The sequence below is a fragment of the Pseudomonas sp. GD04019 genome, assembly GCF_029837695.1.
In the GTDB taxonomy this organism is placed as follows: domain Bacteria; phylum Pseudomonadota; class Gammaproteobacteria; order Pseudomonadales; family Pseudomonadaceae; genus Aquipseudomonas.
Map to the genome: position 1 here is coordinate 387922 of NZ_JAOEEA010000001.1, position 10993 is coordinate 398914.

The window sequence follows — 10993 nt, forward strand, 5'->3', positions numbered from 1 at the left end:
CGTTGGGGCGTGGTCAGTCCTGCCCGCGGAGCGGTGCTGACCATCGGGACAGATTGACCTCGCATATTATTGATAAATATTCGCAAATGAAAGCAGCTCAGCTCTCGTCCGAGTCACGGCCGATGCGCACCGGCGCCTGCACCGAAGGGAAGCGCGACGAGGCGAAGCGCACCACCAGAATCGCCATGGCCAGCAGCAGAATGGCGCCGGAGACATAGACCACGCCCATGTCCGGGCGATGATGGTGCGACACGTCGGAGATCAGCAGGCGGGTCAGCGCGGTGATCGCCACGTAGATCAGGAAGCGCACCGGCATATGGTTGGTCTTGAAGTAGATGCCGACCATGGCGCCCAGCTCCAGGTAGATGAACAGCAGCAGGATGTCATCCACCGTGATGTGGCCCTTCTCCAGCATGCCGAGAAACGCCACCACCGAGGCCCAGGCGGTGATGCCGCCGATGGCGAACAACGCCAGGTAGTGGAAACTCTCCACCAGCAGATTGCCCAGGGACTGGGCCAGGTCATGCATGCCGCCCCGCAGGGCATCGATTCGCTTGAGACTCACCAGCACACTCCTTCGACTGAACGGGTCCATGCTGGACCAGTTGGATGACAGCAGCTATGCAGGATGAGGGCCACGCGGCGGGCTTGCGCCGCAGGTGGCGAATCAAATACTGTATATACATACATATCAACCATCTAGCTTATGGGAATGAGGTGATGAATGGCCGTCGAAGTGGTGTACCGCAGCAGTCGCGATCCGGAGCGCTTGTTCATGGATAAGTCCGAAGCCGATCGCTACGACAAGATGCTGGAGCTGGCCGAGGCCCTGTCCAGCGCCCTGCACAAGGCCGTGCCATCGCTGAACGAGGAACAGGTGGAGGAGCTGGGCATCTTCATGGCGAAGAACCGCGACACCTTCGCCAAGGCCTTCAAGAACCAGCCGGACGCCCTCGCCGAGCTGGACGCGGCCTCCGCCGACGCCTGACGCGCCGTTTATTCAAACCGCCTGCCAGGCGGCTAGCGATGCTGGGCGCTCCCGTCCTTTTCCGGAGAGCGCCATGCGTCCCTGCCCAGCATCCTCTATGCCCCGCTGTTCTTCTGCGGCCTGATCGGCCTGGCCACCTGGCTGGTGGGCTTTAGCGATGTTTCTCCTACCCGGCTGGCGCTGATGCGTTCGCTCGCGGCCAGCCGACCAGTTCGAAGGACGGAAACCAGCAAGGTCCGCGTGCAATGCGGCCCCCCCTTCGACCAACAGGCGCAATGGCCGGTCGGTCGCCAGTAGCAATTGATGGGCGTAGTGCGCATGGGGTCGCGCGTTGTCGCTGGCACTCGCCAGCAGGCAGTAATCGGCACCGAGCCAGAGCGCGCCGTGCCAGTGCTCTGCCTTCTTGGCAGCTCGTCGAATGGAGCGGCAGCAATTTCCAAGCCCGCGTCCCGCGCGGGTCCGGCCACGTGCCGAGATTGACCGACCGGCCAACTCGGGAGTAGTGTCGGCGCATCCCTCAACGGATGCCCTCCATGAATCACCTCGCGCTCACTCGCTCCAGCCTCGCCGCCCTGCACGGCGAGCATCCGTGTGCGCCACCACCTGTCGCCCCTCCCCGCGCTCGCCGGGCCGGCACGCCACCGCCGCCACCCGCCCGCGCCTGATCGCCTGCGGCTCGTCGCCGACGGTCGATCACTAAAAACCCTTTTCCGGTTTACCGCCCCGCACGCGCTTCTGCGCGCCCGGCCGGCGGCTTTCGACAGGTGATTATTCATGCGTTTCGACAAGACCTTCTGGGGCGTCTGCGCCTCCACCACGCTGTTCGTCCTGCTCTGGAGCAGTGGCGCGATCTTCGCCCGCCTGGGCCTGGATCATGCCTCGGCCTTCGCCTTCCTGGCCCTGCGCTTCCTCCTCGCCTTCGGCGTCCTGCTGCTGGTCGGCGCCCTCGCCCACACCTGGTTGCCAAAGCGCGGCCTGCGCCTGCACACGGCCGGCACCGGCCTGCTGATGATAGGCAGCTATCCCATCTGCTACCTGCTGGCCCTGGATCACGGCATCACCCCCGGGGTGCTGGCCACCGTGCTCGGCGTCCAGCCGATCCTCACCCTGATGCTGCTGGAGCGGCGCTTCGCCGCCCTGCGCCTGGCCGGGCTGATGCTGGCGCTGTGCGGCCTGGTGCTGGTGGTGTGGCAGAGCATCGGCCTGGCGCGCTTTTCCCTGGCCGGCATGGCCTACGCCCTGGGCGCGCTGCTGTTCGTGACCCTCGGCGCCATCGCCCAGAAGGGCCTGGACCAATCGCCGCTGCAGGCGCTGCCGCTGCAGTATGGGGTGAGCCTGCTGCTGTGCGGTCTGTTCCTGCCGTTCCAGCATCTCGAGGTGGAATGGTCGCTGGACTTCCTGCTGCCGCTGTTGTGGCTGGGCGTCGGCATCTCGGTGGTGGCGCAGCTGCTGCTGTACCGGCTGATCCGCGCCGGCAACCTGGTCAATGTCACCAGCCTGTTCTACCTGGTGCCGGGGGTGACGGCGGCGATGGACTACCTGTTCCTCGGCAACGCCATGAGCGGCCTGAGCCTGGCAGGCATGGCCGCCATCCTGCTCGGCCTGATGCTGGTGTTCCGCCAGCCACGGGCGAGCGGCGCGGCGCCCCGGCTGGCCGAGGCCGACTAGACGCGCAGCGGCTCAGCCGTACAGCAGGCGCTCGGCCAGAATATCGGCGACCCGCGCCGGCGAGCGCTTGTCGGCCTGGGCGTGGGCGTAGATCTCGGTCAGACGCCGGCCGATCTTCGCCAGGTGGGCGGTGATCGCCGGCAGCTCCTCGCCGCGATGCTTGAGCGCCACGTAGATCAGCCCGCCGGAGTTGATCACGTAGTCCGGTGCGTAGAGGATGCCGCGCGCCTCCAGCTCGTCGGCGACCGCGGCGTGGGCCAGCTGGTTGTTGGCCGCGCCGGCCACCGCCGCGCAATGCAGCTCGCTCACCGTCTGGCTGTTGAGCACGCCGCCCAGGCCGCAAGGCGAGAGGATGTCGCAGGGCGTGGAGAACAACTCCTCGCTGCTTACCGGACGAGCGCCGAGCTGCTCCACCGCCAGCTGCACACGACCGGGATCGAGGTCGCTGACGAACAACTCCACACCATCCGCGGCAAGCTGCTCGGCCAGGGCGTAGCCGACATTGCCGAGCCCCTGCACGGCCACACGCAGGCCCTGCAGATCGTCGCTGCCGAGGCGCGCCAGGGCGGTGGCGCGGATGCCGGCGTACACGCCCATGGCGGTGTGCGGCGAGGGATCGCCGGCGGAGGTGGTGCTGGTGACATGGCGGGTCTGCTGAGCGATGCAGTCCATGTCGGCGCTGGAGGTGCCGCTGTCCACGGCGGTGATGTAGCGGCCATTCAACGACTCGATCATGCGGCCAAAGGCCTCGAACAGCGCGCCGCGGCTGTCCACATGCGGCGGGCGGATGATCACCGCCTTGCCGCCGCCCTGCTCCAGGCCGGCCAGCGCGGCCTTGTAGCTCATGCCCTGAGCCAGGCGCGTGGCGTCGCGAATGGCGCTGTCGTCGTCGGGGTAGGCCAGGTAGCGGCAGCCACCCAGGGCGGCGCCGAACCGGGTGTTGTGGATGGCGATGATGGCCTTGAGGCCGGTGGCAGGATCATGGGCGAGATGCAGCGCTTCGAGCCTGGCGCTTTCCATCATGGTGAACATGGCGGACTTCCTTCGCTGGCTTTACAGGCCAGTATAGGTCGGCCGCCGTGACCGGGCCGGGCAGGCGGGAATAAGACCGGCTGGCCTTATCGCCCCTGCACCTTCCACCAGTTACAGAACTCCTCCAGCGCCGTCCAGATCGGCACTTGCGGCTCGTACTCCAGGTACTGGCGGGCGCGGCTGATATCGAGGGAAAAGTCGCGCCCCATCACCGCCACGCCGAGGCGGAACAGCGCCGGCTCCGGGCGGCCCGGCAGCAGCTTGCAGATGTTTTCGTTGAGCGTCGCGGCCGCGTAGGCCAAGCCGAACGGCATGTGCTTGGTCACCGGCGGCAGGTCGAACCGGCGCAGCACGAAATTGACCACGTCCCACAGCGGCACCGGCGCGCCATTGCTGATGTTGTACACCTTGCCCAGCGCCGGGCCGGCGGCCAGCAGGCTGCTGAACAGGGCGTCGTTGAGGTTCTGCATGCTGGTGAAATCGACCTTGTTCAGGCCGTTGCCGATCACCATCAGGCGGCCCTTCCTATGCATCTCGATCAGCCGCGGAAAGATGCTGGTGTCACCGGCGCCGGTGACGAAGCGCGGACGCAGGGCGATCACTTCCAGGCCGAACTCCTGAGCCTCGAACACCTTCTGCTCGGCCAAATACTTGGTAGCGCCGTAGTGGTCGACGAACTTCCGAGGCACCTGCTCTTCGCGCAGCCCGACATGGGCCTTGCCGTCGAAGTACACCGACGGCGAGGACAGATGCACCAGGCGGCGTACCTTCTGCCCCAGGCAGCCCTCGATGACGTTCTGGGTCAGCACCACGTTGCCCTGGTGGAAGTGCTCGCGCGTGCCCCAGGTGCCGACCGAGCCGGCGCAGTGCACCACCATCTCCACGTCGCGACACAGCTTGTGCGCCAGGTCCGGGTCGGACAGGTCGCCCTGGACGAATTCGGCGCCACGCTTGGTCAGGTGCGCCACCGCCTCCGGGCGGCGCCCGTTGACCCGCACGGCGAGGCCCTGTTCCAGGGCAAAACGGGCGAAACGCCCACCAATGAAGCCGCTCGCACCCGTTACCAGAATCTTCATCTGCACCGCCCCCGATCTTGTTATGCCACCGACTCTAGCAGCCGCCACGCGCCCTGGCTGTTGCCCAGGCGGCCAGAACAGCGGCCTTGCAGGCCCATCGCTCAACTTTTTTGACACTCGTTAAGTAATTTGCACGCTTATTGCAAAATATTTGACGATTTCAACCCTCTGTCACCCATTTACTCGCGGAGTCATCCGACATGCCGTTGCGCCTTAAACTTGCCATCAGCTTCCTGCTGATCGGTCTAATCCCCGTGTTGGCGATGGCCTTCACGGTCTACCAACAGGCCAGCCAGGCCCTGCGCGAACAGGCATTGAACGGCCTGGAGGCCGTAGCGAATATCAAACAGCAGCAGCTGCAGGATAGCTGGCAGGCACGCCACAACCAGCTCGTTGCACTGGCCAGCAACCTCGGCACCAGCTACGCCGGGCTGGATGAAACCGCCCTGCTCAGCACCGCCAACTATGACCGGCCGATCTTCCAGAACTTCGTCGAGACCTTCGGCTACCGCGAGCTCAAGCTGGTGTCGCGCGACGGCCATGTGCTGTTCAGTCTGCAGCGCGGCGCCGACTACCAGCAGCAGCTCGGCGAACCCGCCTGGCGCGATACCCCGCTCGGCCGTCTGGTGCGCACCGCGCTGAACAGCGGCCAGGCCGCGATCGGCGACCTGGCGGTGAGCACGCCCGGCGGCGAGCCCAGCCAGTTTCTCGCCGCGCCCATAATCGAAGAAGGCGAGCTGCAACTGCTGCTGGTGCTGGAGTTGCCGCTGGCCGAACTGAACCGGGTGATGCAGGCCCGCCAGGGCCTGGGCGAGACCGGCGAGACCTACCTGGTAGGCCCCGACGGCCGTCTGCGTTCCGACTCGGTGCGCTTCGCCGAACACCAGGTGGCGCGCGATGGCCAGCCGGGCGAGCGACTGCCCGGCGCCGCCATCGGTAAAGCCCTGGCTGGCGAGCAGGGTCGTCTGGCCGAACCCGGGTTGAATGGCCAGCCGGTGCTCAAGGCATTCGTCCCGCTGCAGCTGGATGGCCGGCGCTGGGCGCTGGTCGCCGAGATGGATCAGGAGCAGGCCTTCGCCGCCGTGCGCACGCTGATGTGGCAAGTGGTGGTGCTGGTGCTGCTGACCATCGCCGGCGTGGCCCTGGCCACCTGGCTGGTCAGCCGCAGCGTGATGCGCCCGCTGGGCGGCGAGCCGCGCAGCATGGCCGAGCTGGCCCGGCGCCTGGCCGCCGGCGAGTTGCGCCTGAGCGCCGAGGGCACCGAACACAGCGGCCTGATGCAGGCCCTGCACGAAATGGCGCGCGCCTGGCGCCAGGTGGTCGAACGCCTGCGTCAAGCCAGCCAGGCGGTGGGCGATGCCAGTGGCGATATCCTGGGCGCCGCCGGCCGTACCAGCACCAGCCTGGACCAGCAGCAGGAAGCCCTGGAGCTGGTGGTCAGCGCCGTCGACCAGATGGCCGCCACCGTGCAGGAGATCGCCAGCAACGCCAGCCAGAGCGCCGACGGCAGCGCCGCCGCGCGCGATGCCTTCGTCACCGTGCAGGCCAGCCTGCAGCGCATGATCGGCCAGCAGGACCAACTGCTCGCCGGCCTGCGTGGCGCCGATCAGGTGGTGCAGACCCTGGCCAGCGACAGCCAGCAGATCGGCTCGGTGCTGGGGGTGATCCGCGCCATCGCCGAGCAGACCAACCTGCTCGCGCTCAACGCTGCCATCGAGGCAGCACGAGCCGGCGAACAGGGCCGCGGCTTCGCCGTGGTCGCCGACGAGGTACGCAACCTGGCCCTGCGCACCCGCAGCGCCACCGAGGAGATCGTCACCATAGTCGCCGCCCTCGGCGAGTCGTCCGGCGAGGCCCAGGCGCGCATGCAGGGCTCCAGCGAACAGGCCCGCGCCCTGGAGGTGGAAACCCAGGCCGTACTCGGCTCCCTCGGCCACCTGGACGACTCGCTGCAGGGCGTGCACGCCCTGGCCTTCCAGATTGCCGCCGCGGCCGAGCAACAGGCGGCCACCACCCAGGAGGTCAACCAGCACATGCACCGCCTCAACGACATGACCGGCGAAAACCGCCGCACCGCCGCCCACACCCGCGACTGCGGCGAACACCTGCGCAAGGTCGCCGGCAGCCAGGAACAGTTGGTGGCGCAGTTCCAGCTGTGAGGCACAGGCCTGCGTAATCCGAATGCAATTCGGACTCGGAGCTGCCCGCACTCCCGGATTGCATCCGGGCTACCGCGGGCTTAAAAGCGCACTTGTAGGGTGGGCTCAGGAGCGCAGCGAACAGCCCACCGGGCACCACGATGTACTGCCCACGGCGAGTACACCCTACGGATTGACCAACCACTCACCCACGCCATTCTCCAGATGGCGAGTCAGCTGATTCAGCAGCTCGCCGCCATTGCGCCAGTGATGCCAATACAGCGGCACATCCAGCGGCCGTCCCGGCAGCAGCTCCACCAGCACTCCGGTCGCCAGCTCGCGCTGCACCTGCAGTTCGGGCACCAGGCCCCAGCCGAAGCCGGCGCTGGTCAGGCGCACGAAGCCCTCCGACGACGGGCACAGGTGGTGGGTAAAACCGCCGCCGATCCCCAGCCCCGCCAGGTAGCGGTGCTGCAGCAAATCGTCCGGGCCGAAGACGATGGCCGGCACCTGACCCAGGCGCTGCAGGTCCACGCCCTGGGGAAAATGCCGCGCGATGAAGGCCGGGCTGGCCAGCGCGCGGTAGCGCATGGCACCCAGTGCCAGGGCACGGGCACCGGCCACCGGGCGCTCGGCGGCGCACACACAACCGGCCACCTCGCCGGCACGCATGCGCTTGAGGCCGACGTCCTGATCCTCCACCACCAGGTCCAGCAGCAGGCGGTGCTCGGCGCAGAAGTCGCCCATCAGCGGCGCCCACCAGGTCGCCAGGCTGTCGGCGTTCAACGCGATACGCAGGCGCTCCGCGCTGCCGCCCTCGTCCAGTGCCGGCACCTGGCCCTGCAGATCGCGTTCGAGCAGGCGCACCTGCTGCACATGGTTGAGCAGGCGCCGGCCGATCTCGGTGGGTGCCGGCGGCGCGGCGCGCAGCAGCACCGGCTGGCCGACCCGCGCCTCGAGCAGCTTGATCCGCTGCGACACCGCCGACTGCGACAGGCCGAGCAACTGCGCGGCACGCTCGAAGCCACCCTGCTCCACCACGGCAGCGAGGGCCGCCAGCAGCTTGTAGTCGAACATCAGTTCTCCTAATGAGAGATCAGCATGATTTGTTTTTCTTATACAGCCGATCTGCCCAGACTGGCCAGCATCGCAACCCTCACAAGGACTCCGCCATGACCGGCGAAACCAAACTGAGCAAACTGCTCGCCACCCTGTCGCCGCGCCTCAACCCGGGCGAGTTCGTGTTCTGCTCGGTGGCCGGCCCGACCGTGCTGCATGACGCCGTGGCCGTCGGCAGCTTCCGCGAAGCGGAAGGCACCACCCTGATCCTGCCGCGCGCCGAGGCGGATCGCCTCAACCTGGCCTACGACTACGTGGCCGCCTGGATCACCTTGGAAGTACATTCCTCGCTGGCGGCCGTCGGCCTCACCGCCGCCTTCGCCACCGCGCTGGCCAGGGGAGGCATCAGCTGCAACGTGATCGCCGGCTACCACCACGACCATCTGTTCGTCGCCCAGGCCGACGCCGAGCGCGCCCTGGCGACGCTGCAGCGCCTGGCGGCGGAGAGCCGCTGAAATGTGGCAGAGCTACCTCAACGGCCTGCTGGTGGCGGCCGGGCTGATCGTCGCCATCGGCGCGCAGAATGCCTTCGTCCTGGCCCAGAGCCTGCGCCGCGAACACCATCTGCCGGTGGCCGCGCTGTGCGTGCTGTGCGACGCCCTGCTGGTCACCGCCGGGGTATTCGGCCTGGCGGCCGTGCTGGCGAAGAGTCCGCTGCTGCTCGCCGTGGCGCGCTGGGGCGGCGCGGCCTTCCTGCTCTGGCTGGGCGTGCAGGCGCTGCGCCGCGCACTCAGCCCGCAGGCCCTACGGCAGCAGGACAGCGGCCCGCGCTCGCGCCGCGCCGTGCTGCTGGCGGCCCTGGCGGTGACCCTGCTCAACCCGCACGTGTACCTGGACACCGTGCTGCTGATCGGCTCCCTCGGCGCCCAGCAACCGGTGCCCGGGGCCTACGCCCTGGGCGCGGCCAGTGCCTCGCTGATCTGGTTCTTCACCCTCGCTCTGGGTGCCGCCTGGCTCGCCCCCTGGCTGGCGCGCCCGGCCACCTGGCGCCTGCTCGACCTGGCGGTGGCCGCCATGATGTTTGCCGTGGCCTGGCAGCTGATCGCCAACGCGCCTGGCGCATGACCGCAGTGGTGTCGCAGCGTTATGCTGCGGCGCTCAAACCCGGGCTCTGGAGAGCGCTCTTGGATACGACGGTGTTTGCCGTGGTGATGGCCGCTGCAGTGCTGCACGCGGGCTGGAACGCCCTGCTGAAGATCGGCCTCGACCGCTTCCTCACCGCCTCGCTGATCCAGATCGGCGCCGGCTGCATCGCCCTACTGGCGCTGCCCTTCTTCAATACCCCGCTGACAGGCGCCTGGCCCTACATCGCCATCTCCGCCCTGCTGCACATTGGCTACAACATCTTCCTCTCACGGGCTTACCAGCATGGCGATCTGTCCCAGGCCTATCCGATCGCCCGGGGCAGCTCGCCACTGCTGGTCGCCCTGCTGGCGCTGCTGGCCGGGGATGCGCTGCATGCGGGGCAATGGACGGGTCTGCTGGTGCTGGTCGGCGGCATCTGGCTGATGGCCTGGCGTGGTGGCCACGGCGCCGCGCCCAACGGCCCGCTGCTGCTCAATGCCCTGGCCACGGCGGCCTGCATCGCCGGCTACACCCTGGCCGACGCCCTTGGCGCGCGCAGCAACGGCGACGCCATCGGCTATGCGCTGTGGCTGTTCGCGGTCAACGGCGTGGTGGCGACCACCGTCATCACCCTGCGCCGTGGCCCGCGCATCTTCCTGCAACTGGGACCGCACTGGCGCGGCGGCCTGGCCGGCGGCGCCATGTCGATGCTGGCCTACGGCCTGGTGATCTGGGCCACCACCCAGGCGCCGGTGGCCATGGTCTCGGCCCTGCGCGAAACCAGCGTGCTGTTCGCCCTGCTGATCGGCTGGCTGTTCCTCAAGGAGTCGATGCCGGCACTGCGCCTGATCGCCTGCTGCGTGATCGCCGCCGGCGTGGCGCTGATGAAACTGGCCTGACTCGCCCTGCACTTCCCGCCCGGCCGCCGGTCCCAAACAAGGGCCGGCGAAGCCCCTGGCATCGGCTTTCCCACACAGTTGCTGCGTGGATAAGGCCAGGGTCGGGTGCTATGATCCCGGCCTCGCGGCACATTAAAGAGTACAAACTCGTCGCCGCCCGTATTCCGGCCGCCCCGTGAACGGCCTGCGCTAGTCGCACATATCCCGACCTGATGATGAGGAGATAGACCATGGCTTTCGAATTGCCGCCGCTGCCGTATGAGAAAAACGCCCTCGAGCCGCACCTGTCCGCCGAGACCCTGGAATACCATCACGGCAAGCACCACAACGCCTACGTGGTGAACCTGAACAACCTGGTGCCGGGCACCGAGTTCGAAGGCAAGAGCCTGGAAGAGATCATCAAGACTTCCTCCGGCGGCGTGTTCAACAACGCCGCGCAGATCTGGAACCACACCTTCTACTGGAACTGCCTGTCGCCGAACGGCGGTGGCCAGCCGACCGGCGCCCTGGCCGATGCCATCAACGCCACCTTCGGTTCCTTCGACAAGTTCAAGGAAGAGTTCAGCAAGGTCTCCATCGGCACCTTCGGTTCCGGCTGGGGCTGGCTGGTGAAGAAGGCCGACGGCTCCCTGGCCCTGGCCAGCACCATCGGCGCCGGCTGCCCGCTGACCAGCGGCGACACCCCGCTGCTGACCTGCGACGTGTGGGAACACGCCTACTACATCGACTACCGCAACCTGCGTCCGAAGTACGTCGAGGCGTTCTGGAACCTGGTCAACTGGGACTTCGTGGCAAAGAACTTCGCCGCCTGAGTCGCCTCCAGCGTTCGCCAAAAGCCCGGCCTCTAGCCGGGCTTTTTCGTTGGCGCGCCCGGCGCCTTCTCGAGCGCCAATGCCCGCGGCTGACGACGAATGATTCGCATCGCCATCGCCGGCCATCGTCTCGCCGATGCAGGCCCGAAAAATATGGGATATGACGTAATGGCCCTTTGACGGCTCACGCGCATTT

11 protein-coding genes are annotated in these 10993 nt (G+C 67.5%); 7 read left to right on the plus strand and 4 right to left on the minus strand.

Translation table 11 applies throughout. The features are described from left to right. Window positions 1–97 precede the first annotated feature (97 nt). A complete protein-coding gene (locus N7607_RS01825) occupies window positions 98–565 on the minus strand; it encodes a phosphate-starvation-inducible PsiE family protein (RefSeq protein ID WP_279867120.1) in 468 nt (155 codons plus the stop codon). Between the two features lie 159 nt (window positions 566–724). Between N7607_RS01825 and N7607_RS01830 the strand changes: the two genes are divergently transcribed. Both N7607_RS01830 and N7607_RS01835 read left to right on the plus strand, forming a co-directional pair. After that, window positions 725–988: a YebG family protein gene (locus N7607_RS01830; protein WP_192396679.1), complete on the plus strand. Its 264-nt coding sequence runs from the start codon at window positions 725–727 to the stop codon at window positions 986–988. 774 nt (window positions 989–1762) lie between these two features. Further along, the gene (locus tag N7607_RS01835; protein WP_279867119.1) at window positions 1763–2656 is read left to right on the plus strand and encodes a DMT family transporter; all 894 of its coding nucleotides are present in this window, start codon (window positions 1763–1765) and stop codon (window positions 2654–2656) included. Between the two features lie 12 nt (window positions 2657–2668). On the opposite strand, the gene N7607_RS01840 is transcribed toward N7607_RS01835, so the two are convergent. Together N7607_RS01840 and N7607_RS01845 are read right to left on the minus strand one after the other, a co-directional pair. After that, complete coding sequence (locus tag N7607_RS01840) at window positions 2669–3688, minus strand: Glu/Leu/Phe/Val dehydrogenase dimerization domain-containing protein (RefSeq protein ID WP_279867118.1); 1020 nt, start codon at window positions 3686–3688, stop codon at window positions 2669–2671. Between the two features lie 86 nt (window positions 3689–3774). Beyond that, the gene (locus N7607_RS01845) at window positions 3775–4764 is read right to left on the minus strand and encodes an NAD-dependent epimerase/dehydratase family protein (protein WP_279867117.1); all 990 of its coding nucleotides are present in this window, start codon (window positions 4762–4764) and stop codon (window positions 3775–3777) included. A gap of 200 nt (window positions 4765–4964) precedes the next feature. Here N7607_RS01845 and N7607_RS01850 point away from each other — a divergent pair, with 200 nt between their 5' ends. Next, window positions 4965–6923: a methyl-accepting chemotaxis protein gene (locus tag N7607_RS01850; protein ID WP_279867115.1), complete on the plus strand. Its 1959-nt coding sequence runs from the start codon at window positions 4965–4967 to the stop codon at window positions 6921–6923. Window positions 6924–7088: 165 nt separating this feature from the next. On the opposite strand, the gene N7607_RS01855 is transcribed toward N7607_RS01850, so the two are convergent. Next, window positions 7089–7979, minus strand: coding sequence for a LysR family transcriptional regulator ArgP (locus tag N7607_RS01855; protein ID WP_279867112.1), 891 nt, complete (start codon window positions 7977–7979; stop codon window positions 7089–7091). 95 nt (window positions 7980–8074) lie between these two features. Here N7607_RS01855 and N7607_RS01860 point away from each other — a divergent pair, with 95 nt between their 5' ends. From N7607_RS01860 to sodB, 4 genes are all read left to right on the plus strand, one after another. Further along, window positions 8075–8476, plus strand: coding sequence for an ACT domain-containing protein (locus tag N7607_RS01860; protein ID WP_279867110.1), 402 nt, complete (start codon window positions 8075–8077; stop codon window positions 8474–8476). Between the two features lies 1 nt (window position 8477). Beyond that, entirely contained in the window at window positions 8478–9086 is a 609-nt protein-coding gene (locus N7607_RS01865) for a LysE/ArgO family amino acid transporter (RefSeq protein ID WP_279867108.1), read from the plus strand. 59 nt (window positions 9087–9145) lie between these two features. Next, window positions 9146–9985, plus strand: a complete 840-nt coding sequence (locus tag N7607_RS01870; RefSeq protein ID WP_279867106.1) for an EamA family transporter — start codon at window positions 9146–9148, stop codon at window positions 9983–9985. A gap of 230 nt (window positions 9986–10215) precedes the next feature. Next, window positions 10216–10797, plus strand: coding sequence for a superoxide dismutase [Fe] (sodB, locus tag N7607_RS01875; protein WP_137974193.1), 582 nt, complete (start codon window positions 10216–10218; stop codon window positions 10795–10797). The last annotated feature ends 196 nt before the right edge of the window (window positions 10798–10993 follow it).